Here is a 24740-nt window from a genome sequence, read left to right on the forward strand (position 1 = left end):
GGCGATCCCGCCGTCTGCTCGGCTTATGCATTCAGGAGGAGACCCCGATCATGACCTCCCTGGCCACCCAGACCGCCGATCCGGTCGGCAACCCCCTCGATATCGTCGAACAGGTCATCGCCGCCAACGACTGGGCGTTCGACCGCCGGAGCGACAGTGAAATCGCCGCCGAGGCCCCTGGCCGCTGGTGCGATTACGGGCTCTATTTCTCCTGGTCGCATGAAATCTCGGTCATGCATTTCTCCTGCGCCTTCGACCTCAAAGCCCCGGAACGCCGCCGCAAGGCGCTTTACGAGTTGCTGGCCCGCGCCAACGAGAAGCTCTGGATCGGCCATTTCGGCATGGATCAGGATGACGGCATGCCGGTGTTCCGCCATTCGGTCCTGCTGCGCGGAGCCACCGCCGCCTCCGCCGAAAGCGTCGAGGACATGGTCGATATCGCGGTGACCGAGTGCGAACGCTTTTTCCCGGCCTTCCAGTTCGTCCTCTGGGGCGGCAAATCGCCGGACGAAGCCCTCGCCGCCGCCATGCTGGAGTGCGTGGGCGAGGCATGACCGCGACGCTGCCGCCGCTGCTGCTGATCGGCGGCGGCAAAATGGGGGCGGCGATGCTCGCGGGCTGGCGCGAACGCGGCATCTCGCAGGTCGTCGTGATCGACCCCGGGCCGGATGCCGCTGCGCTTGCGGCCGATAACATCACCGTCATCCCCTCGATCGCCGCGCTCGACCCCGGCTTTGCGCCCCGCGCCGTCATCCTCGCGGTCAAGCCCCAGGTTGCGCCGGATGTCATCCCTGGCCTCGCGCGCTTCGCCGGGACCGCCCTGTTCGTCTCGATCATGGCCGGAAAGACCATCGCGTTTCTCGCGGGGCATCTCGGTCCCGCCGCCGCGATCGTGCGCGCCATGCCCAACACCCCCGCCGCGATCCGTCAGGGCATCACCGTCGCCTGCGCCGCCAGAACGGTCACGCCCGACCAGCACGCGCTCGCACAAACCCTGCTCGGCGCGGTCGGTGCGGTCGAATTCGTCACCGCGGAATCCCTGCTCGATGCCGTCACCGCGGTCTCCGGCGGCGGTCCCGCCTATGTGTTCCTGCTGACCGAACTGCTCGAAACCGCCGCGATCGAACAGGGCATCCCGCCCGATCTCGCCCGCCGCCTCGCGCGCCAGACCGTGATCGGCTCGGCCTCCCTGCTCGCAGCGGGCGACGATCCTCCGGCCACATTGCGCCGCGCGGTCACCAGCCCCAAGGGCACCACCGAGCGCGCCCTCGCCGTTCTGATGGACCATGACGCCTGGCCCGCCGCGATGTCCCGCGCGATCGAAGCCGCCACCGCCCGGTCCCGCGAACTGGGCGAGACCGGCTGATCCCCGCTCAGGTCACCTCATCGGTGATCACGGTGAACCCGGTCAGGATGCAGGTGCCGAAGGTCGTGGTGATCGCGACATCCGTGGCATCCCGGCCCCTTGCCATCAGGATACGCCCGATGCGCGGCTGGTTGTGCCGCGCATCGCAGGTGTACCACCGCCCGCCGAGAAACACATCGAACCAGCCGCTGAAATCCATCGGGTCGGGCGAGACCGGCACGCCGATATCGCCGAGATAGCCGGTGCAATAGCGCGCCGGGATGTTCATGCACCGGCAGAAAGTGATCGCGAGATGGGCGAAATCGCGGCACACGCCGCGCTGCTCCATATAGGCGTCCCACGCCGTCTTGGTCGGCCGGGCGCTCTGGTAATCGAAGGTGATCCGGTTATTGACATAGGCACAGATCGCCGCGACCCGCGCCCAGCCCGGCTCGATATGGCCGAACAGCGAAATCGCGGTATCCGAAAGCCGGTCGGTCTCGCAATACCGGCTGCCGAGCAGGAACACCAGAATATCCGAGGGCAGGTTCTCGATCGCCACCTGCGGCGCGCCATGCGGGACCGGGTCGGGATCGCCATAATCGCGTACCAGAAACTCCGCCCGCATCGACTGCCGGCCCGGCTGCGCGACGATCCGGGTGCAGCGATTGCCGAACCCGTCATTGTAATCGGTCGCCGGCACCGGCGGGTCGAACACGATCTTATGCTCGGTCAGCAGGTCCGGCTCCCGCGAGGGATGGATGTTGAGCATCAGCAGCATCGGGATCGGGGTGGGGCAATCGAACGAGATATCGAAGCCGGTGCGGATTTTCATCGGGCGGGATTCCATTACGAGGTGAAAGCGGGTTGATCGGCGGCGGTGACCGAGACGGTCACGTTCATCGACAAATGATCCGAGGGCGCACCGGTCCATGTACCGGAAAGCGGGATCGCCTGAGCCGGCGCCCGGACCACGGCGACGCGGATGAGATCGTGATTGCCGACGATGCCGTTGGTCGGATCGAACTCGACCCATCCGGCACCGGGCAGATAGACCTGCAACCACGCATGGGTCGAACCGCCGCCGGCATAGCGCCCCCCGCGCGGCGGGACGTGCAGGTAACCCGAGACGAAGCGGGCGGCGAGGCCGAGGGCGCGCACCGCATCCATCATCAGCACCGCGAAATCGCGGCAGCTCCCGCTGCCCAGCCGCAGCGTGGTGGTCGGCGATTGCAGCCCCTTTTCCTCGCGAGCGACATAGGTGAACCCCTGCCAGATCGCCTGATTGATCGCGATCAACAGCGATCGTGTTCCGGTCGCCCCGCTCGACGACAGAAACCGCCGCACCCAGTGATCGACCTCGTGATGCGGGTCGGGGTCCTGCCGCTCGATCAGCCGCATCAGGTCCGGCATCTCGTCGCCGCCATAGGTGAACGGATAGGTGGCGGCGTAATCCTCGATCGCGAGATCGGGGAGCGGCCCGTCATAGACATGGCTCGGGCTGTGCTGGACCCGGACCAGACTGTCGAAGGTCAATTCCCCGGCGCGCGCCCCGAAACTCGCGTAGGCGACATGATTGCCGAACACATCGAGCATCCAGCGCTGGCGCGCCGGTTCGGGCGTGATCACCACATTGGCGGCCAGCACCCGCTGGTCGTGTCCCTCGCGCGGGCGGAACATCATCCGATGCTCGCCGAGCGCCACCGGACGGCGGTAACGATAGGTCGTGATATGGCGAACCTCGAGCACCGTCATGGGTCAGCGCCACCGGACGGGTCGAGGCATCGCAGGCGCCGGCGGGTTCATTGCTGTCCTGTACGAAACGATCAACCCGAATATGTGATGATCAACCGCCGAGTTCCATGTGAATTGTCGAGTCTGCCGAAACGTAATCGTTCGGTGAGGCAGGGCTGCGCATCGTGCGGGCAGATTATGCCCATATTTGCACCAGACCGGGCCGCGCAGCGTCTTTTGACCCGACGACACGGCTATCGGCGCGCCCGGAGCGGTGATATCGAAACAGTCGAACCGCGTGGATGCCGAGCCGATGCGATACCGCCTGACCCACAGCACACTCTATACCTACCAGACCAAAGCGATCCGGGCGCGGCATTTCCTGCATCTGCTGCCCCGCGCCCGCCCCGGCCAGATCCTCGACGTCGCCACCCTCGCGATCGAACCCGCCCCGTCGGACCGGTATGACGAGTTCGACTATTTCGGCAACCGCATCACCTCGGTCGATATCGACGCGCCGCACGACATGTTTCACGCCACCGTCCGCGCCGACATCCTGCTCGACCCGCGCCCGCCGCTGGAGCATGCCGGACTCGCCTGGGAGTCGATTGCAAACGACACGGCCCTGCCCCCGGACATTGCCGAGTTCGCGGTGCCCACACGGCTGACCGGCGCGGATGACGGGGTGCTGGCCCTCGCGCGCCGGCATTTCACCCCGCAGGCGGACATGATGGCCGCGACCGCCGGGCTCAGCCATCATCTCTACGAGATCTTCCGCTACCGCTCCGGCGTCACCTCGGTCACCACGACCGGCCCGGCGGCGCTCGCGAAGCGCGAAGGGGTCTGTCAGGATTACGCCCAGGCGATGCTGGCCTGCCTGCGCGCGATCGGCCTGCCAGCGCGCTACGTCTCGGGCTATCTGCGCAGCCAGACCGTGAGTCCCGACTCCGGCAATCCTGACTCCGGCTATTCCGGTGCGGAGCAGACCCATGCCTGGGTCTCGGTCTGGTTCGGCCCGCAGCACGGCTGGGTCGATTTCGACCCGACCAACGATCTCATCGTCGCGGGGGAGCACGTCACCCTCGCCTGGGGGCGCGACTTCACCGATGTCAGCCCGACCTGCGGCATCATTCTCGGTGGCCGGCGTCATACCCTGAAAGTCAGCGTCGTGCTCGCCCCGGTGGCGGACCACCCGGCGTGAACCACCCAAAATGACCCGCTCCACCCCCCGTCACAAAGGCAATGCATGTCGATCCAAGTCGCCCTGACGCATCGCACCAGCTACAAATACGACCGTCCGGTGCGGCTGGGACCGCAGACCATCCGCCTCCGCCCGGCGCCCTACGCCCGCACGCCCATCCTCGCCTACACGCTGGCAGTCGCGCCGAAACCCCATTTCCTCAACTGGCTGCAGGACCCGCAGGGCAATTTCCTCGCCCGGGTGGTGTTCCCCGAAGCGGTCACCGAATTCAGCGTCACGGTCGACCTGATCGCCGATATGGCAACGATCAACCCGTTCGATTTCTTTCTCGAACCCGAAGCCGAGACCTGGCCCTTCGCCTACGACCCGGTGCTGGAACAGGAACTCGCCCCGTTCCGCCGCACCGAAACCCCCGGCCCCCTGCTCGCCGCCCTGATCGAACAGGGCGCCGCGATCGAGGCGAGCACGGTGAACAAGCTGGTCGCGCTCAACGCGCTGGTGCAATCCCGCGTCGCCTATGTGGTGCGGATGGAACCCGGCGTCTGGTCGCCCGAGCACACCCTCGCCGAAGCGCGCGGGTCCTGCCGCGATTCCGCCTGGCTGCTGGTGCACCTGCTGCGCCATCTCGGCTTCGCCGCCCGCTTCTGCTCGGGCTACCTGATCCAGCTGGTCGCCGATGTGAAACCGGTCGAGGGCCCCGCCGGCCCGACCGAGGATTTCACCGATCTTCACGCCTGGGCCGAGGTCTATCTCCCCGGCGCGGGCTGGATCGGGCTCGATGCCACGTCCGGATTGCTGACCGGCGAGGGCCATATCCCGCTGGCCGCCAGCCCGGACCCGATCTCCGCCGCGCCGATCTCGGGCGGGGTCGAACCCGCCGGCGTCGAATTCGATTTCGCCATGACGATCCGCCGGATCGAACAGACCCCGCGCGTCACCCGCCCCTATGACGAGGCCGATTGGCAGGCGATCCTCGCGATGGGCCAGCGGGTCGATGCCGCCCTTGCGGTGAACGATGTCCGCCTCACCATGGGCGGCGAACCCACCTTCGTCTCCGCCACCGATATCGACGCCCCGGAATGGAACATCGATGCGCTCGGCCCGACCAAGCGCACCATGGCCGGGCGCCTGCTCCGCCGGATCGCCCCGGTCTGGGCGCAAGGTGCCGTGCTGCAATACGCGCAGGGCAAGCTCTACCCGGGCGAGCCGCTGCCGCGCTGGGCGCTCCACGCCTTCTGGCGCGAGGATGGCGAACCGGTCTGGCAGAACCCGGCCCTGCTCGCGAGCGACGACGATATCGCGGATCACCCCGGCGACGCCACCGCCGCAACCGCAACCGCCTTCGCCACCGCCCTTGCCGAAGCGCTGGGGATCGACCCCGCCTTCGTGATGCAAGCCTACGAGGACGTGCATTACTACCTCTGGCGCGAGTCGAAACTCCCCGCCAATGTCCGCGCCGAAGCGAGCCGGATCGCCGACCCGATTGAGCGCGCCCGCCTCGCCCGCCTGTTCACCGGCGACCTCACCGCCCCGAGCGGTGCCGTCCTGCCGCTGCGGCGGGTCGCCGATGGTGCCGCCCGGCTCTGGCAATCCGCCCGGTGGACCCTGCGCGGCGGCGACCTCGTGCTGATCCCCGGCGATTCCCCGATCGGCCTGCGCCTCCCGCTCGACCAATTGCCCTGGGAAGACCCCGCCGAGACCGAAACCGACATCCCCGACGATCCTTTCGCCCCGCACCCCCGGCTGCCCTCGGCGGCGGCGCTCCACGCCGGTCTCCCCACCGCGCCGGTCGCCGCCCTGCCGCAGAAGCTGCGCGGCGAAGCCCCCGGCATCGTCCGCACCGCCCTCGCGGTCGAGGCACGCGGCGGGTACCTGCACGTGTTTCTGCCCCCGCTTGCCGCCGTCGAGGATTTTCTGGTCCTGATTGCCGCGATCGAGAAAACCGCCGCCGCCTCCGGCCGCCGGATTTTCCTCGAAGGCTACCAGCCGCCGGACGATCCCCGCCTGCTCAGCTTTTCGGTCACCCCCGACCCCGGCGTGATCGAAGTCAACCTGCCCCCCGCCGCGACCTGGCCCACTCTGGTCCACCGCACCCTCGAACTCTATGAATTCGCCCGCGAAACCGGCCTCGCCGCCGAGAAATTCATGCTCGATGGCCGCCATGTCGGCACCGGCGGCGGCAACCACGTGGTCATGGGGGCCGCCGAGGCCGCCGACAGCCCGTTTCTCCGCCGGCCGGACCTGCTGAAATCCCTGCTCGGCTTCTGGCATAACCACCCCAGCCTGTCCTATCTGTTTTCCGGCCTGTTCATCGGCCCCTCCAGCCAGCACCCGCGGATCGACGAAGCGCGTGACGACACCGTGCTGGAACTCGAAACCGCGTTCCGCCAGATCAAACCGGGCGAGGAAACCGCGCCCTGGGTGATCGACCGGCTGCTGCGCAACATTCTGTGCGACATGACCGGCAATCTGCACCGCACCGAATTCTGCATCGACAAGCTCTACGCCCCCGGTGCCGCCTCGGGTCGGCGCGGCCTCGTCGAATTCCGCGCCTTCGAAATGCCGCCCGATGCGCGGATGTCGGTCGCCCAGGCCCTGCTGATGCGCGCCTGCGTCGCCGCATTCTGGCAGACCCCGTACGAGCGCCGGCTGATCCGCTGGGGCACCCGGCTCAACGACCGCTTCATGCTGCCGCACTACGTCGCCGCCGATCTGCGCGACGCGCTGGAGGAACTGGCGATGCGCGGCTTCGCGCTCGACCCCGCCTGGTTCGCGCCACATCAGGAATTCCGGTTCCCGAAACTCGGCGCGGTCACCATCGCCGGCATCGGGCTCGAACTGCGCCACGCGCTGGAACCCTGGCACGTCCTCGGCGAGGAACAGAGCGGCTCCGGCACCGCCCGCTATGTCGACAGCGCGGTGGAGCGGGTGCAGGTCAAACTCACCGACTGGAACGACGAGCGCTTCACCCTCGCCTGCAACGGCATCGCCGTTCCCCTCACCGAAACCGGCATCGCGGGCGAGCGCGTCGCCGGCATCCGCTTCAAGGCATGGTCGCCGCCCTCATCGCTCCACCCGATGATCAAGCCGCAAACCCCTCTGATCTTCGATGTGATCGACCAATGGACCGGTCGCGCCCTCGGCGGCATGACCCATCACACCGTCCATCCCGGCGGACGCGGCTACGAGAAATTCCCGGTCAACGCCAACGAGGCCGAAGCCCGCCGCCGCTCCCGCTTCCTTGCCTTCGGCCACACGCCGGGCGAGATCGAACCGGTCACCGGCGCGGTCTCGGCGGAACACCCGATCACCCTCGATCTCCGCCGCTTCGCTTAGGAAAGAAGACTTCTTTTTTGTAAAAAAGAAGCAAAAAACTTCCATGAGTCAGGGCAAGGGCGGCTTCACCGGCACGGGCCCAGAGGAACAAAGTTTTTTTGCTTCTTTTTTTTCAAAAAAAGAAGTCTGCTACCCTAATCCCGTTCAACCGCCGCAAACAGCATCGACTTGAACCCCCCGATATCGATCCGGCGGATCACATCGATGCCGGGCCCAGCATGCCGCCATGCCGGATCGGAATTATCCCCGCCCGCGACGCCGAGCAGATCAACGAGGGTAGCACCCCGCGCATATCCTTCGGTCGGCACCGCGACGCGCGCATCGACCCGATCGGTGACGATCCGGTCATCGAGCGCCACCGCCATCGCCACCGGATCGGGCAGCGGCAATCCCGGCTCCGCCTGGGTTCCGGTCGCGGCGCGCAGCGCGGTTTCCGAACATGCCATCGCGAACCGGGCGGCTTCATGGGACGAGCCGCGCAACCGCGCCATGTCGGCCTGATCGAGGCAGGCGGCATCGCGCGACAGATCCCACCCCACCAGCGTGATCGCCATACCGGACTCCAGCACGATCGCCGCCGCCTCGGGATCGCACCAGATATTATATTCCGCCGCCGGGGTGACATTGCCGATACCGCCGGGATTGCCGCCCATTATCGTGCAATGGCGCACCCATTGCGCGAGGCGCGGCTCCAGCCGCAATGCCAGCGCCACATTGGTCAGCGGCCCGAGGGTGACGAGGTCGATCGCCCCCGGCGCCTCGCCGAACCGGCGCACCAGTTCCACCGCGCCATGCCCCGGCGTGACACCGTGGACCGGGGCGGGGAATCCCGCATCGCCCAGCCCGTCGATCCCGTGGAAATAGCTCGCATCCGCCCGCGGCTTGACCAAAGGCCGGTCCGCCCCCTCGAAAACCGGAATCGCCGCGCCGCACAGATCGAGCACGATCCGCGCATTGACCGACCCCTGCGCCACCGCGACATTGCCGCTGACGATGGTGATGGCATCGACGATCACCCCCGGCGCGCGGAGCGCCATGATCAGGGCGATCGCATCGTCCGAGGCGGTATCGGTATCGATGATGATATGGCGCATCACCGGAACCCGGGTTCCACGAACCCGCGCAGCTTGCGCGAATGGAGCCGCTCGACCCCCTGCCGGCGCAGAATGTTCATCGCCTCGATCCCGATCATGATGTGCTGGTCGATACTGGTCCGGTAGAACTCATTGGCCATGCCGCGCAGCTTGAGCTGCCCGTGAACCGGCCGGTCGGACACGCAGAGCAGGGTGCCGTAGGGCACCCGGAAACGAAACCCGTTCGCCGCCACGGTCGCCGATTCCATGTCCACCGCGATCGCCCGGCTGCGGTTGAACGCGGCGAAATAGGTACCGAGCTGGATTTCCCAGTTCCGGTTGTCGGTGGTCGCGACCGTGCCGGTCCGCAGCCGGGTTTTCAGCTCATGGTCGCGCAGCCCTGTGACCAGCGAGGTCGCTTCGGCGAGTGCGACCTGAACCTCCGCAATCGCGGGCACCGGCACCCAGAGCGGCAGATCGTCGTCGAGCACATGATCGGCGCGCACATAGCCGTGCGCCAGCACATAATCGCCGAGCACCTGCCCCCGGCGCAGCCCGGCGCAATGCCCGACCATCAGCCAGCAATGCGGGCGCAGCACCGCGATATGATCGGTGATGGTCTTCGCATTGCTCGGCCCGACCCCGATATTGACCAGCGTGATCCCATCCCCGCCCGCCCGCTTCAAATGGTACGCCGGCATCTGCGGCAGATCGCGGCTGAACGCATCGGCGTCGATCGTCTCGCCCGGTGCCGTCACCCGGTCGCCGGGACCGACGAACCCGGTCACCTCGCCGGAGGCGAGCATCGACCGGGCATAGTCGATGAAGGCGTCGGCATAGCGCTGGTAATTGGTGAACAGCACGAAGGACTGAAAATGCCCCGGCGCGGTGCCGGTGTAATGGTGCAGCCGGGCGATCGAATAATCGACCCGCTCGGCGGTGAACAGCGAGAGCGGATTGGGCGCATCGGGGAGCGGGCGCGTCGCGCTGTTGGCGATGGAATCATTGATCGCCCACAAATCCGGCCGGGTCGCCCGGTCGAGCAGCGTATCGTAATCGAAGCCCGAAGCCGCGCCCGAAACATCCGGTGCCGCGAAAGCGATCGGGATCGGCGTGTCGCTCGGGCCGACATGAACCGCACAGCCGTGGTGATGCATCAGGTGGCCGATCTGCTCGGTATAGTAATCGGCGAAAATATCCGGGCGGGTCAGGGTGCTGCCATAAATGCCGGGTTCGAGAAACACCCCGTGCGAGAGCCGCGCATCGACATTCAGTTGCGCGGGCGTGACCCGGAAGGCGACATACGGGTAGGGCGCGGCAACCGGTGCGGTGCCCGCCGGATCGGCCATGGCGGCGGCGAAGCCCTGCCGGATCAGCGCGACGCTGCGATCATAGATCCGGCGGATCGCCGCGACCGCCGCCTCCGCGTCATCATAAGCGGTGAGGCGCTCGAACGCCGGCTCGGCACCACCCGGCATCATGAACCCCACCCGGCCCGGTTGCAGCCGGCGTGTCGTTCGATCGTCAGGCACCGTCGCGTCGCGATGTTCATGGCCAACCTATAAGCGATCCCGCCCGGAATGTTGAGCACACCCCTCGCGTCCGGCACCCGCTTGCGAGGGCGGGCGGATTACGCCAATGTGATCGTGTCACACGGATCATCACAATAACCGGAATCGAAGGGCAGAGCGCCGCAGCGCGCGCGACCCCTCGACATTTTTTCATCATTCCCCGATCCGGAGACGATACCGATGATTCATGGCGATATTTCCAGCAGCAACGACACGGTCGGCGTGGCCGTCGTCAACTATAAAATGCCGCGTCTGCATACCCGCGCCGAAGTGCTGGCCAATGCACAGAAGATCGCGGACATGGTGGTCGGCATGAAGACCGGCCTGCCCGGCATGGACCTCGTGGTGTTTCCCGAATACTCGACCCACGGCATCATGTACGACAGCGCCGAGATGTACGAAACCGCCTCGTCCTGCCCCGGCGAGGAAACCGAGATCTTCGCCGCCGCCTGCCGCAAAGCCCGGGTCTGGGGCGTATTTTCGCTGACCGGCGAACGCCATGAGGATCACCCGAACAAAGCGCCTTACAACACCCTCATCCTGATGAACGATGCCGGCGAGATCGTGCAGAAATACCGCAAGATCATGCCCTGGGTTCCGATCGAAGGCTGGTATCCCGGCGACTGCACCTATATGAGCCCCGGGCCGAAAGGCCTGAAAATCAGCCTGATCATCTGCGATGACGGCAACTACCCCGAAATCTGGCGCGACTGCGCCATGAAGGGCGCCGAACTCATCGTGCGCTGCCAGGGCTACATGTACCCCGCCAAGGACCAGCAGATCATTATGGCCAAAGCGATGGCCTGGGCCAACAACACCTATGTCGCGGTCGCCAACGCCACCGGGTTCGACGGCGTCTATTCCTATTTCGGCCATTCCGCGATCATCGGGTTCGATGGCCGCACCCTCGGCGAATGCGGCACCGAGGAATACGGCATCAATTACGCCCAGCTTTCGGTCTCCCTGATCCGCGATGCCCGCCGCACCATGCAGAGCGAAAACCACATCTTCAAGCTGCTGCACCGGGGCTACACCGGCAAGATCAATTCCGGCGAAGGCGTTACCGGTGTTGCGGAATGTCCCTACGATTTCTACCGGAAATGGATCAGCGACCCCGAAGGCACCCGCGACATGGTGGAGGCCATGACCCGCCCCACCGTCGGCGTCGAGGAATGCCCGATCGAGGGCCTGCCCAACCAGAGCAACCGCGCGGCCCCCGGCTGAAGCCGCGCGTCCCGAAGCGAAGGGTGCCGGGCTACAGCACCGGCACCGTCGTGCTGAACGCCTCCCGCTGCATCAGCCGCTCATAGAGCGCCGCCAGTTTGGGATATTTGTCCTGCCAGCGAAAATCGTCGCTGAACCGCAGCCCGACATAACCGAGCGCGCTCGCCACCCCGATCTCGGCGACGCCGAGCCGGTCGCCATGATAGAAGTCCCGCGCGCCCAGTTCGTCGTTCAAAGCCTGCAAGGCGCGATGGATCTTGCCGAACTGCCGCTCCGACCACGCCGGATACTGCAATTCCTCGGGCCGCTTGCGCCGCTCGGAAAAAATCGCGAGGCTCGCATCCATCACCCCATCCGCCATCGCCTCCCAGCGCCGCACGATGATCCGCTCCTTGATCGCGCGCGGCAGCAACGGGTTTTCCTCGCTCCGGCTGTCGACATACTCGACGATCACCCGCGAATCGAACAGCGCCGTCCCATCCGCCATCACCCAGACCGGAACCTTGCCGAGCGGATTGAGCGCGATGGTCCTGGTATCCTCGTTCCACGGCACATCGAGCACCGCCTCGAACGGCACGCCCTTCTCCGCCGCGGCGATCCGCACCTTCCGGGCATAGGGGCTGGTGGTCGAGAAATAGAGTTTTTCGGCTGGCATCTGGTTCATCGGGATTCCTGAAAGATATATTCCGGACCCTGAATGCCAGCCTTCGTCTCATCGTGGCAAGGCCACCCGCGTCACCCCCGCCGGGACTCTGCCCGCACGACCATCCCGACCGCCTGCCCCAGCACAGCCGCGAGCGCCGCCCGCTGCGCCGCCACGAGATCAGGCGCGGTCGGTCCCGCCAGAGGCGCGGTCGCGGTCAGCCGCCGCTGCGCCAGCGGGCGCTCGCTGATCCCGACCGGCTTTGCCACCACCAGCGTCAGCGCCGCCCGCGCGACGTGGGTGGTCGGGTCGGCCAGCAGCGTATCGAGCGTTCCCTCGACGATGACATCAGGCGTCAGCGCGCTGCCGTCGCCCACCACCGCCGCGAACCGGCCCGAAGCCTGCAACCACGCGATCAGCGCCGCCGTGGTCGCCTGCGCCGGCGAGGTCGCCCACCGATTGTAATACCCGACATGCACGCTGCCATCGGCCAGTTGCGTGATCAGCCCCCGCTCGCTCAGCGTCGGCCCCGCGCTGATCCCGCGCACCAGCACCACGCCGCGCCCGCCCGCAACACCGCCCGAACCCGGCGGCGGCGGCGCCAGGGGCCAGTCGGACCGCGCGACATAGGGTTGCTTGGCCAGAATCCCGCCGCACCCGGCCAGGGCCAGCGGGGTTGCGAGCAGAACGTGGCGGCGCTTGAGGGTCATGGGCATGTCACCGTGGGGTCTGGGGCGGTGGCGGCCCGCCGCGCAGGACCACCGCCGGGTTGTTCTTCAGCGTTTCCGACAATTCATTGAGATTCGACGATGCCTGATCGAGATTCCGTAAAATCGGGATCATCTGGCGATTCAGGTTGGCGGTGGTCTGGTTGGCATCGGCGATGGTCGCCTGCGTCTGCGCCAGAAGTTTCGGCATCGCCGCCGTTGCCTGCGCCAATGCCGCACTGGTCTGGTCGAGCTTGGTCAGGATGTCGCGCGTCTGCGCCCCGTCCGCGAGGTTGCGGATCGAGGCGGTCGTCGCCGGAAGATCGGCCTTGCCCACCTGCGTCTTCAACTCGCCGAGCAGCGCATTGGCGTTGGCGATCGCCTGATGGGCATCCCCGGTCGTGATTTCCTCGTTCAGCGTGTTGATCATCGAGGTGAGCAGCTTCACCGTGCTGTCGAATTTCACCCCGCTCATATTGGTCAGAAACGTCTGCACCGCATCCTGCACCTGGGTCAGCGTGCTCGGGATCGAAGGGATCACCAGCGTGCGGGGATGCCACGGCACCGCCTGCACCGGATGGGTTTTGGGATTGACGAAGCTGAGTTCCAGATACGCAAGCCCGGTAATCCCCTGCGGGGCCACCTGCACCCGCAGCCCATGCGCGATCGCCCCGGCGAAATTGGAATCCGGCCCCAGCTTGCGCGGATCGACCCGGAACCGCACCACGACCTGATGATAGATCGGCTGAACCAGATCCTTCGGGTTCGCCGGCGGATATTCCGCCGAAACCAGCCCGATATCCGTGACTTTCCCGATCGTGACACCCCGGAACTTCACGGTCGAGCCGATATCCAGCCCCTGCACCGATTCCGAAAAATACGATTCATATTCCACGCCCGAGCGGAACGCATTGCCCGAAAGCACGAAAATCATCGCGATCAGCACGACGATTCCGGCCAGCACGAACAGCCCGGTGCGCAGCGCCGCGCCCTTGCCTTCCATCAGCGAAGTTCCTTCTGAACGTCCATGCTCTCCGCATCCCGGTTGAAAAACGCGCGCACCGTGGGGTGATCGCTCGATTGCTGCAAGTCGCGCGGCGTCCCCAGCGCGATCATGCCCCGCGCCGTGCGGTCGAGCATGACACACCGGTCCGCGATCGCGAAAATCGACATCAGCTCATGGGTCACCACCACGAAGGTGCAGCCCAGCGCCGCCCGCAAGTCCAGGATCAGCCGATCCAGCCCCGCGCCGGTGATCGGGTCGAGCCCCGCCGAGGGTTCATCGAGAATCAGGATCGGCGGGTCGAGCGCCAGCGCCCGCGCAATCGCCGCCCGCTTCGCCATCCCGCCCGAAATCTCGGACGGCAGCAGATTGACCGCCTCGCCGAGCCCGACCAGCGCCAGCTTGATCCGCGCGATCTCGGCCCGCGCCCGCGCCGGCAGGTCGGTGAACATTCTCAAGGGCAGCATCACGTTCTCCAGCAGCGTCATCGAGCCGAACAGCGCGCCGGATTGAAACATCACCCCGATCTCGCGGCGGACCGCGCGCACCTCGCTCACCACGTCATGCCCGCCCACCGAAATCCGCCCGCTGGTCGGCGTCAGCAGCCCGATCATCTGTTTGAGCAGCGTCGATTTGCCGCAGCCCGACCCGCCGAGCACCACGAACACCTCGCCTTCCGCCACGCTGAACGTCACGTCCTGGAAAATCACCCGCCCGCCGAAACTCTGCCCGGCATGATCGACCTCGATCGCGTTGATGCGTCCGCCCGCGTCCGCGCTCACAGGCCCAGCCGATAGAAAATCACCGCGAACAGCCCATCGAGCAAAATCGTCACCACGATCCCGCCCACCACCGCCGAGGTTGCCGCCTCGCCCACCGCGCGCGGCCCGCCGCCCGCCGTCAACCCCGCCCGGCACCCGATCAGCCCGATCGCCGCACCGAACACCACCGCCTTGAACAGCCCGAGCAACAAATCCTCCGGCCCGGTCGCGAGCTGGATCTGATGCAGGATCGCGGCGGGCGGAAACCCGAGGATCATCATCACGAACCCCATCCCGATCACGCCGGAAATATCGATCCCGATCGCCAGCGCCGGCATCACGACCATCGCCGCCGCCATGCGGGGGATCACCAGCATGGTCTCGGCATCGATCCCCATGGTGGTCAGCGCCGCGACCTCCTCATTGACCACCATGGTCCCGAGTTCCGCCGCGAAGGCCGAGCCAGTGCGACCCGCCAGGATCACCGCCGCCAGCAACGGCCCCAACTCGCGGAACAGCGAGAGCGAAACCAGCGCCGCGACATAGATATCCGCGCCGAACTGGCGCATCGGAATCGCGGACTGGAACGCGAGGATCATCCCGATCAGGAACCCCATCATCCCCACCAGCGGCATGGCCTGAATGCCCGCCCGCTCGGTCAGCCGGAAAAAATCGCCGCCGCGCAGAAACCGCACTTTCCCCGGCAATCCGAGCGTCGCCAGAATCGTCTCGCCGAAAAACGTCACGCGAACGATGAAGGTCCGCCAGAGGCTGCCGCGCACAACCGTCCGCGCCGGCACCTTCACGGTCGCCCCATCCGGCACTGCCTCGCGCAGCCGCGTCATCAAAGCCTCGGGCCGTTCGGCCAATCCGCGCCACTCGGTGGTACCCTGATGATCCCGCTCCAGCTTGAGCAGCAGCGCCGCGCCGGACGTATCGACCAGATCCGCCCCGCCGAGATCGATCGCGAGCCCTCCATCCGCCCGCCGTGCCGCATCCACCGCCCGGGTCCACACCGGCGCCAGCGAGGTCGCGGTGAGCGGACCGCCGAGCGTGATCACGGTCCCCGCCCCGTCACGCGCAACATCCAGCCTCGCCGCTACCATTTCAGCCACCCCGGCACGTGATAGCCAAAATGCGTCGCAACCTGCAGGCCTCCGGCATGGATCATCGTCAGCGCCACATATAGGACGATCGCCAGCCCGATCCAGACGAGCCACCGATGCCGCGTCAGCAGCTTCGCCACGAGATTGGCGGCCAGCCCCATCAGCGCCACCGAAAACACCAGCCCCGCCGCGAGCAACGCCGGATGATCCCGTGCCGCCCCCGCCACCGCCAGCACATTGTCCAGACTCATCGACAGATCGGCGGCAATGATCCGGATCGCGGCATCCCGCAATTTGCCCGCCGCCGGTACCGCACCCTCGGCCAGCGGCGCGCGGCGGAACTCCCGCCACGATTTCCACACCACGTAGAGCAGCAATATCCCGCCCGCGAGGGTCAGCCCGATCACCGCCATCAGCCGCAGCGCGACCAGCGCGAGCCCGATCCGAAGGACCGTCGCCGCCCCGACCCCGATCAGGATCGCCTGCTTCTGCTGCGCCTTCGGCAGCCGCGCGACCGCGAGCCCGATCACGATCGCATTGTCCCCGGCCAGCACGAGGTCGATCATCAGCACCTGCGCCAGCACGATGAAATCAGCAACGGCCATGTTCATCGCGCGTCGTTCGGGGTTGCACCGGATATTGTCAATCGCGCCGCTGTGATCCCTCGCGCGGCCGTGTCAGGCCAGACCCCGCCTTCGTTCAAAACAGAACCGCCTGACGATCCCTCATCCCGGCGATTTCCGCCTCGTCATACCCCAGTTCCACCAGCACATCGCGCGTATCCGCCCCCGGCTGCGGCACATCCCGCCGCGCGCCGGGCCGCTCGCCATCCATGCTGATCGGCAAGCCCGGCAGGCCGATCTTCCGGCCATCCGGCAGGCTGACTTCAACGAGCCCGCCCGATTGCCGCAGATGCGGGTCCTCGAACAGATCCGCCGGCCGGGCAATCGGCGCGAAAGGCAGGCCGAGCCGCTCGCAGCGCGCCGCGAGATCCGCCGTGCCGAACCGCCCGAACGCCTCGGCGATCACTTTCAGCGTGCGGGGCCGCGCCGCGCGCCGTTCCGCCTGGGTCCGCAGCGTCGGGTCGGAGGCAAGTTCCACCAGCCCGAATTCCGCGCACAGCACCTGCCACTGGGTATCGGTCACCACGCCGATGAAAATCTGCCCGCCATCGGCGGTCGCGAAAATATCATAGACCGGCCACGCCACGTCCCGCGCGCTCATCGGCGGCGGCGCGGTGCCGGTTATCGCGGCCTGCGCCATGTGCTGGGCCATCAGCATCGCCACGCTCTCGAACAGGCCGGACTGCACGAGCTGCCCGCGCCCGGTGCGCTCACGCTCGGCCAGCGCCGCCAGAATCGCGACCGCCCCATACGTCCCGCCCATGATATCGATCACCGAGGCCCCGGCACGCAGCGGCTGGCCCACCGGCCCGGTCATATAGGCAAGCCCGCCCATCATCTGCACCACCTCATCGAGCGCGGTGCGGTGCTCGTAAGGCCCGGGCAGAAATCCCTTCAGCGAACAATAAATCAACCGTGGATTGGCCGCCGCGCAGGCCGCATAGCCGAGACCGAGCTTGTCCAGCGCCCCCGGCCTGAAATTCTCGGTCAGAACATCCGCCCGCCCGATCAACCGGCGCGCCACCTCGATCCCCGCTTCGGATTTCAGATCGAGCATGACACTGCGCTTGTTCCGGCTCGCCATGGTGAAAAACCCGATGCCCGAGCCGGTCAGCCGCCTTGTGTTATCACCCGCCGGGGTCGGCTCGATCTTCACCACATCGGCACCCAGATCACCGAGAATAAGCCCGGTGGTCGGCCCCATCACCATATGGGCGAACTCGACGACGCGGAGCCCCGCAAGCGGCGTGGCGCTCATGCCGCGCGCTGGAACGTCCGGGGAATCCCGGCCCTTGCCACCTGACCGTGCATCGCCTCGCCCGGCAGCCCGGCATGAAGCAGGGCGCGGGCCGCGATCAGCCCGTCGAGATCGATCCCGGTGACAAACCCCATGCTTTCGAGCATGAACACCAGATCCTCGGTGACGATATTGCCCGAAGCCCCCGGCGCGAACGGGCAACCGCCCAGCCCGGCCAGCGCCGAATCGAAGTCGCGGATTCCCTCCTCCAGCCCCGCCAGCGCATTGGCGATCCCCAGCCCCATCGTGTCGTGCAGATGCAGCCCGACCAGCGCCGGTCCAATCTCCGCCCGCACCGCCCGCACCACCGATCTGATCTGCGCCGGATTGGCATACCCCACGGTATCGGCCAGCCCGATCTGGCTCACCCCCGCCGCCGCCAGCGCCGCCGCGATCCGCACCACCTCATCCTCAGGCACCACCCCGTCGATCGAGCAGCCGAACGCGGTCGAACACGCAACCTCAAGCTCCACCTGCGGCGCATGCGCGCGCATCCAGTCCACGATCGCACCGACCACGGCGACCTGCTCATCCGGCGTGCGGTTCAAATTGGCCCGCGAATGCCCCGCACTCACCGAAACCGGCACACTGACCCGATGCGCCCCCGCGTCCACCGCCGCCTCCGCCCCCCGCAAATTCGGCGCCAGCGCCACCACGGTCAGCCCCGGCAAAGTGCGTGCAAAGCGAACCACCGCCCCGGTATCCGCCATCTGCGGGATCAGCCGGGCCGGCACGAAGCTCCCCACCTCGATCTCGCGCACCCCGGCAGCGGCGAGCCCTGCGATCCACGCGCATTTCGCCTCGGTCGCCATAATCGACTTCGCCATCTGAAGCCCATCGCGCGGACCGACTTCGCAGATCGTGACCATCTCGCTCATCCCCCCAATCTGCCCCGGCGCGCGGACCGGGGCAAGAGAGACTCCGGCTCAGAACTTCACAGTCACCGTCCCGTAGAAGGCGCGCGGCGCGCCGGGATTGGCGATCGCGTAACCACCATTCGGCGTGTTGAAGTAGCCGCCGGCAGAAATGTATTCGGTGGCGTTATATTTCCGCCCGAGCAGATTGGTTGCGTAAAAACTGACATCGACCTCGCCGAGATGCGAGACGAACCGATTGAAATAAGGGGTCTTTACAGTGATCGAGGCATTGAGCAGATTATAGGGAACGATGGCGATATGGGTCGGCGCGCCGATCGCGTTACTGAACAGATACCGCTTGCCGACATACTGATCCCATACATTGGTCGCGATCAGGGTCGAGCCGACGAACCGGCGGTAACGGATGCCGATGTCAGCCGTATCCCGCGGCGATGCCGGGTCGGGCAGGTTATTATAAACCGCCCCCGAATTCGACGTATAGGTAAGGTACCTCGCATCGAGATAGCCGAGGTTGGCGAACGCCATCCAGTTGAAATCGAACCGCGCCCGCAAACTGGCGTTCACCCCCTGCAACCTGCCCGAACCGAAGCCGAACGTGGTCTGGGTCGGATTGTTCGGGTTGGCGATCGGAACGGTTTCGTCTTCCAGATCGTCGCGGAAATAATTGATATCCGCAGACGCGTCCTGAATGCCGAACAGGCCCTTGCGATCCATCCGCACGCCGATTTCATAATCGGTGCTCTTCACCGGTTTCAGGGCGGGCAGGTTGGTCTGGTTGTTGGCGAAATTCCCTGCGGTCGGATTTTGGTACGTCACAGCAAAATTGCCATACAGCGTCGCCCAGGGGAGCACATCGTAGCTCGCCCCGATCGAGGGCTGCACCCGGTTGAAATCCTTGCTCACACTGGGATACGCATTGAACGAAGCCCCCGGCAAATCGATCGCCGCCTGCGGTGCCAGATTATCGTAGCCGGTATCGTAATTGACGATCTGCACCCCCGGCACGATGCGCAACCCGGCCACGGGTTCGATCCGATCCTGCGCGAAGCCCGCGATGTAGAGATTGTTATAGACATCGCGCGAAATCGATGCCGGCAACTGCCGGCTGGTGCCGAGAGCGGTATTGTAACCGTCGTATACATCATGCGTGTGGGCGTTGATGATATAGGCACCATAACTCAATTTATTGTATTTCAGGTCGGTATCGAAATACAGCTTGTCTCCGATCGTATCGGAAAACGGCGCATAATATTCGGTATCCTGCGAGCTTGTCCCGATGAAACCGGCATTGATCCGGTAATGAATGATGTCGCCATGCCGGTACCAGAACAGATCGTGCAGCGTCGTATCGGCACTGATCCGCCTGGTGAGGCGCGCATAGCCGATATAGTCGATGACCTGATTTTCCTTGAACCAGACATTATTCGGCAGATCGGAATAAAACCCCGACGTCTTCTGGCTGTAGAGCGGCGCGTCGGCATCGAGTCCACCGAGCGTGACACCCGCCACGGGGTTCACCGGAATCTGGTTCGGTCGGAACTCGCGGTTATGGATGTAATAGCCGCCAAGGCTGATATGGCCGCCGTCGAAATGCCGGGTGATCTTGAAATAAACCTGGTCGTTGCGCGCCGGCCAGTCATACTCGCCCTGGCGGAACGTGTGGTTGAATGCGTGGTTGAGACCAATCACGGCTTCCCAGCCATCGTGCAGGCCGCTTTGGGCCACGGCGCTGTAAACCTGACTGTCGAAACTGCCGTAGCTTGCCGAAACCGTGGCCCCGGCCCGCGCGCTCGGCTGCACCGGAATGAAATTCACCGTGCCGCCCAGACTGTCATACCAGCGGTCCTGCGGATTGCCCGGACCATAAATCACATTCACCCCGGCGAGCAGCGCGCCGAACGGGATCTGCACGGAATGAAATCCGGTACCCTGGATCAGGCTGTTCAGGGGGACGCCATCGAACAGGTTGGTGATGCCATCGGTTTCGATATCGCCCGGCACCGAGTTGAACCCGACCTTGACGCCGCGAATCGAAATCGTCGAGCGCGCGGTGCCCGCATTCGAGGAATAGCCCGAAATCACCACCCCCGGCAGGGTCGAGATCGCCTGGGTTCCCGAAGCGATCGGCGCGAGCAGATCGATCGTACCTTTGCTCACCGCCGAAACCGACTGCGCCTGATGCTTGATCGCCTTGCGCGTCAGAACCCGGCTGGCGAACCCGCCCGGCGCCACCGCCGGTCCCGTGGCCGAGACCGTACCGGCATTCACCGCCTGCGCCGCCGCCGGGCTCATCCCCGCGCCCAGCAGCACCGGCACACTCACCGCGCCGAGCAGGCCCAGACGAAACCGTCGCCCAATCGTCTCATCCTTGTGTTCCAGCCGCATCATATCGCCATCTTTCCTGTCGTGGATGTAACCGGTTGGTAACCCCGGTCGATGGCATGGCGACATAATCGAACCGCTCCCCGCTGTGCGTGAAGCTTCGACGAACGTATCGCGTCAGTTTCAAGACATCGCCACCGTTTGGCAGCCCGCCCCGCCAATGCTAAAGCGCGGCGCATGACCGCCGTCACCGCCACCATGCCCGCCAGCGAAGCGAGCAGCCGCACCCTCGTCCTCGCTTTGCCGAAAGGCCGCATCCTGGCCGAATGCGCGCCCCTGCTCGCCCGCACCGGCATCGTCCCCGAAGCCGACTACACCGATGAAAACAGCCGCCGCCTGCGCTTTCACACCAGCGCGCCGGATCTCGACATCATCCGCGTCCGCAGCTTCGATGTCGCCACCTTCGTTGCCTTCGGCGCGGCGGATATCGGCATCTGCGGCGGCGACGTGCTCGGCGAGTTCGATTATCCCGAAATCTACGCCCCGCTCGACCTCGGCATCGGCGCCTGCCGGATCGCGGTGGCCGAACCCGCCGATGAAGCGGGCACCACCGATTTCGCCCGCCTCTCGCGGGTCCGCGTCGCCAGCAAATACCCCAACACCACCCGCCGGCATTTCGCGGCGCGCGGCATCCAGGCCGAAATCGTCGCCCTCAACGGCGCGATGGAACTCGCCCCCGGCCTCGGCCTCTCGCGCCTGATCGTCGATCTGGTCCAGACCGGCTCGACCCTGATCGCCAACGGGCTGGTCGAAACCGAGGTGATCGCGCATGTCACCTCGCGGCTGATCGTCAACCGCACCGCGCTCAAAACCCGCCCCGAAGCCATCTCCGGCTGGATCGCCCGGTTCCGCGCCGCCCTCGCCGCCACCGTCCCCGCCGCCACATGATCAACCGCCTCGCCACCCGCGATCCCGATTTCACCCGATCCCTCGCCGCGCTGATCGCGGACCGCGCGACCGCAACCGATGTCGCCGCCCCGGTCGCCGCCATCATCGCCCGCGTCCGCGCCGAAGGCGATGCCGCCCTGCTCGACCTCACCGCCCGGTTCGACCGTTTCCCGATCACCCTCGATCAGCTCGCGGTCACCCCCGCCGAAACCGCCGCGGCCCTCGCCGCCATCCCCGCCGATCAGCGCGACGCGATCGATCTTGCCGCCCGCCGGATCGAGGCGTTCCACCGCGCCCAACTGCCGCGCGATTTTTCCTACACCGACGATCAGGGCGTCACCCTTGGCCTGCGCTGGGGCGCGCTCGATGCGGTGGGCCTCTACGTCCCCGGCGGCAAGGCGTCCTACCCGTCCTCGGTGCTGATGAACGCCATCCCCGCCCGCGTCGCCGGCGTCGCCCGCATCGCCATGGTCGTCCCCACACCGGACGGCATCATGAACGATCTGGTGCTCGCCGCCGCCCACCGCGCCGGCATCACCGAAATCTACCGGATCGGCGGCGCCCAGGCGGTTGCCGCTCTCGCCTGGGGCACCGCCAGCATCGCGCCGGTCGATCGCATCGTCGGCCCCGGCAACGCCTATGTCGCGGAAGCCAAGCGCCAGGTGTTCGGCCGCGTCGGCATCGACTCGATCGCCGGCCCCTCCGAGGTGCTGATCATCGCGGATGCCGACAACGACCCCCACCACATCGCGCTCGACCTGATCGCCCAGGCCGAACACGCCGAAGACAGCCAGTCGATCCTGGTGACCGACAGTCCCGCCCTCGCCGAAGCGGTCGCCGCCGCACTGGCCTCGGCACTGCAAACCCTGCCGCGCGCCGCCATCGCCGCCGCCTCCCTCGCGGCCCACGGCGCGATCATCGAGGTCGCCGATCGTGCCGAAGCCATCGCGCTCGCCAACCGCATCGCACCCGAACACCTCCAGATCATGACCGCCGATCCCGAAGGCGATTTCGCGGCCATCCGCCATGCCGGATCGGCGTTCCTCGGCCGCTCCGCCCCCACCGCGATCGGCGATTACGCCGCCGGTCCCAACCACGTCCTGCCCACCGCCGGCACCGCGCGTTTCTCCTCGGGACTATCGGTGTTCGATTTCCTCAAGCGCACCACCACAACCTCGCTCACCCCCGCTGCCCTCGCCGCGATCGGCCCGGCGGCAGTAACCCTCGCCGAAGCCGAACATCTCGAAGGCCACGGGCGATCGATCACGGCAAGACTGGCCTGAACACCGGCGCAACCTTCACACCAGCCGCATCTGCCGCACCGCCGCCCCGATGAAGCCCGCGAATAACGGATGAGGGTCGAACGGCTTTGATTTGAGTTCAGGATGATACTGCACCCCGATAAACCAGGGATGATCGGGATATTCCACGATTTCAGGCAGAATCCCGTCAGGCGACAGTCCCGAAAACTTGAGCCCCGCCGCTTCGAGCGTCTCGCGGTAATGGATATTCACCTCATAGCGATGGCGATGCCGCTCCTCGATCGTCACGTTATCCCCATACACGGAACGAACCAGGCTGCCCGCCGCCAGCGTCGCGGGAAACGCCCCGAGCCGCATGGTCCCGCCCAGATCGCCCTCGGCGGCCCGCCGCTCGATCTCATTGCCGCGCGCCCATTCGGTCAACAGGCCGACCACCGGGGTCTCGCAGGGACCGAACTCGGTCGATGACGCCAGCTTCAGATCGGCGAGGTTGCGTGCCGCCTCGATCACCGCCATCTGCATGCCGAAACAGATGCCGAGAAACGGCACCAGCCGTTCGCGGGCGAAGCGCACCGCCTCGATCTTGCCCTCGGTGCCGCGCTCGCCGAACCCGCCCGGCACCAGAATCCCATGCACCCCATCGAGCCGCGAAACCGCACCGGGACGCTCGAAAATCTCGGAATCGACCCAGTCCAGCCTGACCTTGACCCGGTTGGCGATCCCGCCATGGGCCAAAGCCTCCGCGAGCGATTTATAACTGTCGAGCAGGTTGGTATATTTTCCAACCACGGCAATCGTCACCTCGCCATCCGGCGCATTGACGGTATCGACAATGCGCCGCCAGCGCGACAGATCGGGCGGAACATCGTGCGGCAGATGGAAATGGCGCAGCACCTCGCGATCCATCCCCGCCTCATGATAGGAAATCGGCACCTCATAGATCGTCGAAACATCGAGCGCCGGCACCACCGCCTCGGGGCGGACATTGCAGAACAGCGCGATCTTGCGGCGTTCGCCATCGGGGATCGGCCGGTCGCAGCGGCAGATCAGCATCTGCGGCTGGATGCCGACATTGAGCAGTTCCTTGACCGAATGCTGGGTCGGCTTGGTCTTCAACTCACCGGCACTCGGAATATAAGGCACCAGCGTCAGATGCACGAACATCGCGCCATCATGCCCAAGCTCGTTACCGAGCTGGCGGATCGCCTCCAGAAACGGCAGTGATTCGATGTCACCCACGGTGCCGCCGATCTCGACGAGCACGAAATCGAGCCCCTCGGTATCGTTCACCACCACCTGCTTGATCGCATCCGTGATGTGCGGAATCACCTGCACCGTCGCGCCGAGATAATCGCCCCGCCGTTCCCGCGCGATCACCTCGGAATAGATCCGCCCGGTGGTCGCATTATCCGATTTGGTGGCGTGAACCCCGGTGAACCGCTCGTAATGGCCGAGATCGAGATCGGTCTCCGCCCCATCATCGGTCACGAACACCTCGCCGTGCTGATACGGGCTCATCGTGCCGGGATCGACATTCAGATACGGGTCGAGCTTGCGCAACCGGACCTTGTAACCGCGCGCCTGCAACAGCGCGCCGAGCGAAGCGGAAGCGATACCCTTGCCAAGCGAGGAGACCACGCCGCCGGTGATGAAGACATACCGGGTCATGGACGCTCCCCATAACAGAGCGCGGCGCGGCGCAAAAC

21 protein-coding genes are annotated in these 24740 nt (G+C 66.1%); 7 read left to right on the forward strand and 14 right to left on the reverse strand.

Translation table 11 applies throughout. The features are described from left to right. Positions 1–50: 50 nt before the first annotated feature. Both SIL87_RS16655 and proC read left to right on the forward strand, forming a co-directional pair. Positions 51–554 (forward strand): type III secretion system chaperone family protein, encoded by a 504-nt coding sequence (locus tag SIL87_RS16655; protein WP_319615259.1) that lies wholly within the window; start codon positions 51–53, stop codon positions 552–554. Continuing rightward, on the forward strand, positions 551–1366 hold the full coding sequence (gene proC, locus SIL87_RS16660) for a pyrroline-5-carboxylate reductase (protein WP_319615260.1): 816 nt from the start codon (positions 551–553) through the stop codon (positions 1364–1366). Before SIL87_RS16655 ends, proC begins: the two co-directional genes overlap by 4 nt. 7 nt (positions 1367–1373) lie before the next feature. On the opposite strand, the gene SIL87_RS16665 is transcribed toward proC, so the two are convergent. Further along, positions 1374–2180 carry a transglutaminase-like domain-containing protein gene (locus tag SIL87_RS16665; protein WP_319615261.1) on the reverse strand — a complete coding sequence of 269 codons (807 nt, stop codon included), beginning with the start codon at positions 2178–2180 and terminating at the stop codon, positions 1374–1376. Between the two features lie 14 nt (positions 2181–2194). Then, on the reverse strand, positions 2195–3100 hold the full coding sequence (locus tag SIL87_RS16670) for a transglutaminase family protein (protein WP_319615262.1): 906 nt from the start codon (positions 3098–3100) through the stop codon (positions 2195–2197). A gap of 292 nt (positions 3101–3392) precedes the next feature. Between SIL87_RS16670 and SIL87_RS16675 the strand changes: the two genes are divergently transcribed. Both SIL87_RS16675 and SIL87_RS16680 read left to right on the forward strand, forming a co-directional pair. Continuing rightward, positions 3393–4280, forward strand: coding sequence for a transglutaminase family protein (locus SIL87_RS16675; protein ID WP_319615263.1), 888 nt, complete (start codon positions 3393–3395; stop codon positions 4278–4280). Positions 4281–4325: 45 nt separating this feature from the next. Beyond that, positions 4326–7616, forward strand: coding sequence for a transglutaminase family protein (locus tag SIL87_RS16680; RefSeq protein WP_319615264.1), 3291 nt, complete (start codon positions 4326–4328; stop codon positions 7614–7616). A 134-nt stretch (positions 7617–7750) separates the two neighbouring features. Here SIL87_RS16680 and SIL87_RS16685 read toward each other — a convergent pair whose 3' ends face one another. Next, a complete protein-coding gene (locus SIL87_RS16685) occupies positions 7751–8710 on the reverse strand; it encodes a nucleoside hydrolase (RefSeq protein ID WP_319615265.1) in 960 nt (319 codons plus the stop codon). After that, complete coding sequence (locus tag SIL87_RS16690; RefSeq protein ID WP_456304835.1) at positions 8710–10221, reverse strand: AMP nucleosidase; 1512 nt, start codon at positions 10219–10221, stop codon at positions 8710–8712. The genes SIL87_RS16685 and SIL87_RS16690 overlap by 1 nt, the downstream gene beginning before the upstream one ends. 219 nt (positions 10222–10440) lie before the next feature. On the opposite strand from SIL87_RS16690, the gene SIL87_RS16695 reads away from it, so the two are divergent. Then, positions 10441–11484: an aliphatic amidase gene (locus SIL87_RS16695; RefSeq protein WP_319615266.1), complete on the forward strand. Its 1044-nt coding sequence runs from the start codon at positions 10441–10443 to the stop codon at positions 11482–11484. Between the two features lie 31 nt (positions 11485–11515). On the opposite strand, the gene SIL87_RS16700 is transcribed toward SIL87_RS16695, so the two are convergent. From SIL87_RS16700 to SIL87_RS16740, 9 genes are all read right to left on the reverse strand, one after another. Continuing rightward, positions 11516–12148, reverse strand: a complete 633-nt coding sequence (locus SIL87_RS16700; RefSeq protein ID WP_319615267.1) for a glutathione S-transferase family protein — start codon at positions 12146–12148, stop codon at positions 11516–11518. A gap of 71 nt (positions 12149–12219) precedes the next feature. After that, positions 12220–12837, reverse strand: a complete 618-nt coding sequence (locus tag SIL87_RS16705) for an ABC-type transport auxiliary lipoprotein family protein (RefSeq protein WP_319615268.1) — start codon at positions 12835–12837, stop codon at positions 12220–12222. A gap of 7 nt (positions 12838–12844) precedes the next feature. Further along, entirely contained in the window at positions 12845–13837 is a 993-nt protein-coding gene (locus SIL87_RS16710) for an MlaD family protein (RefSeq protein ID WP_319615269.1), read from the reverse strand. Continuing rightward, positions 13837–14619, reverse strand: a complete 783-nt coding sequence (locus SIL87_RS16715) for an ABC transporter ATP-binding protein (protein WP_319615270.1) — start codon at positions 14617–14619, stop codon at positions 13837–13839. The genes SIL87_RS16710 and SIL87_RS16715 overlap by 1 nt, the downstream gene beginning before the upstream one ends. Beyond that, positions 14616–15704, reverse strand: a complete 1089-nt coding sequence (locus SIL87_RS16720; protein ID WP_319615271.1) for an ABC transporter permease — start codon at positions 15702–15704, stop codon at positions 14616–14618. Before SIL87_RS16720 ends, SIL87_RS16715 begins: the two co-directional genes overlap by 4 nt. Next, positions 15698–16315, reverse strand: a complete 618-nt coding sequence (locus SIL87_RS16725; RefSeq protein ID WP_319615272.1) for a TerC family protein — start codon at positions 16313–16315, stop codon at positions 15698–15700. Before SIL87_RS16725 ends, SIL87_RS16720 begins: the two co-directional genes overlap by 7 nt. 88 nt (positions 16316–16403) lie before the next feature. Then, positions 16404–17585, reverse strand: a complete 1182-nt coding sequence (locus SIL87_RS16730; protein WP_319615273.1) for a CaiB/BaiF CoA transferase family protein — start codon at positions 17583–17585, stop codon at positions 16404–16406. Beyond that, entirely contained in the window at positions 17582–18502 is a 921-nt protein-coding gene (locus SIL87_RS16735; protein ID WP_319615274.1) for a hydroxymethylglutaryl-CoA lyase, read from the reverse strand. The genes SIL87_RS16730 and SIL87_RS16735 overlap by 4 nt, the downstream gene beginning before the upstream one ends. Before the next feature lie 48 nt (positions 18503–18550). Next, on the reverse strand, positions 18551–20890 hold the full coding sequence (locus tag SIL87_RS16740; RefSeq protein WP_319615275.1) for a TonB-dependent receptor: 2340 nt from the start codon (positions 20888–20890) through the stop codon (positions 18551–18553). Between the two features lie 171 nt (positions 20891–21061). On the opposite strand from SIL87_RS16740, the gene hisG reads away from it, so the two are divergent. Together hisG and hisD are read left to right on the forward strand one after the other, a co-directional pair. Beyond that, positions 21062–21772 carry an ATP phosphoribosyltransferase gene (hisG, locus tag SIL87_RS16745; RefSeq protein WP_319615276.1) on the forward strand — a complete coding sequence of 237 codons (711 nt, stop codon included), beginning with the start codon at positions 21062–21064 and terminating at the stop codon, positions 21770–21772. Then, positions 21769–23055: a histidinol dehydrogenase gene (hisD, locus tag SIL87_RS16750; RefSeq protein ID WP_319615277.1), complete on the forward strand. Its 1287-nt coding sequence runs from the start codon at positions 21769–21771 to the stop codon at positions 23053–23055. The genes hisG and hisD overlap by 4 nt, the downstream gene beginning before the upstream one ends. A 15-nt stretch (positions 23056–23070) precedes the next feature. Here the strand turns inward: hisD and SIL87_RS16755 are convergent, their stop codons facing one another. Beyond that, positions 23071–24702 carry a CTP synthase gene (locus SIL87_RS16755; protein ID WP_319615279.1) on the reverse strand — a complete coding sequence of 544 codons (1632 nt, stop codon included), beginning with the start codon at positions 24700–24702 and terminating at the stop codon, positions 23071–23073. Positions 24703–24740 lie beyond the last annotated feature (38 nt).

The sequence above is a fragment of the Acidiphilium acidophilum genome, from assembly GCF_033842475.1.
GTDB classification, from domain to species: Bacteria; Pseudomonadota; Alphaproteobacteria; order Acetobacterales; family Acetobacteraceae; genus Acidiphilium; species Acidiphilium acidophilum.

Coding starts and splice junctions, on each gene's coding strand:
- SIL87_RS16685 (WP_319615265.1), bottom strand. CDS start 8,710: ATGCGCCATATCATCATCGATACCGATACCGCCTCGGACGATGCGATC.
- SIL87_RS16755 (WP_319615279.1), bottom strand. CDS start 24,702: ATGACCCGGTATGTCTTCATCACCGGCGGCGTGGTCTCCTCGCTTGGC.
- SIL87_RS16710 (WP_319615269.1), bottom strand. CDS start 13,837: ATGGAAGGCAAGGGCGCGGCGCTGCGCACCGGGCTGTTCGTGCTGGCC.
- SIL87_RS16705 (WP_319615268.1), bottom strand. CDS start 12,837: ATGACCCTCAAGCGCCGCCACGTTCTGCTCGCAACCCCGCTGGCCCTG.
- SIL87_RS16675 (WP_319615263.1), top strand. CDS start 3,393: ATGCGATACCGCCTGACCCACAGCACACTCTATACCTACCAGACCAAA.
- SIL87_RS16670 (WP_319615262.1), bottom strand. CDS start 3,100: ATGACGGTGCTCGAGGTTCGCCATATCACGACCTATCGTTACCGCCGT.
- SIL87_RS16665 (WP_319615261.1), bottom strand. CDS start 2,180: ATGAAAATCCGCACCGGCTTCGATATCTCGTTCGATTGCCCCACCCCG.
- SIL87_RS16740 (WP_319615275.1), bottom strand. CDS start 20,890: ATGATGCGGCTGGAACACAAGGATGAGACGATTGGGCGACGGTTTCGT.
- SIL87_RS16725 (WP_319615272.1), bottom strand. CDS start 16,315: ATGAACATGGCCGTTGCTGATTTCATCGTGCTGGCGCAGGTGCTGATG.
- hisG (WP_319615276.1), top strand. CDS start 21,062: ATGACCGCCGTCACCGCCACCATGCCCGCCAGCGAAGCGAGCAGCCGC.
- SIL87_RS16695 (WP_319615266.1), top strand. CDS start 10,441: ATGATTCATGGCGATATTTCCAGCAGCAACGACACGGTCGGCGTGGCC.
- SIL87_RS16655 (WP_319615259.1), top strand. CDS start 51: ATGACCTCCCTGGCCACCCAGACCGCCGATCCGGTCGGCAACCCCCTC.
- hisD (WP_319615277.1), top strand. CDS start 21,769: ATGATCAACCGCCTCGCCACCCGCGATCCCGATTTCACCCGATCCCTC.
- SIL87_RS16735 (WP_319615274.1), bottom strand. CDS start 18,502: ATGAGCGAGATGGTCACGATCTGCGAAGTCGGTCCGCGCGATGGGCTT.
- SIL87_RS16680 (WP_319615264.1), top strand. CDS start 4,326: ATGTCGATCCAAGTCGCCCTGACGCATCGCACCAGCTACAAATACGAC.
- proC (WP_319615260.1), top strand. CDS start 551: ATGACCGCGACGCTGCCGCCGCTGCTGCTGATCGGCGGCGGCAAAATG.
- SIL87_RS16700 (WP_319615267.1), bottom strand. CDS start 12,148: ATGAACCAGATGCCAGCCGAAAAACTCTATTTCTCGACCACCAGCCCC.
- SIL87_RS16720 (WP_319615271.1), bottom strand. CDS start 15,704: ATGGTAGCGGCGAGGCTGGATGTTGCGCGTGACGGGGCGGGGACCGTG.
- SIL87_RS16730 (WP_319615273.1), bottom strand. CDS start 17,585: ATGAGCGCCACGCCGCTTGCGGGGCTCCGCGTCGTCGAGTTCGCCCAT.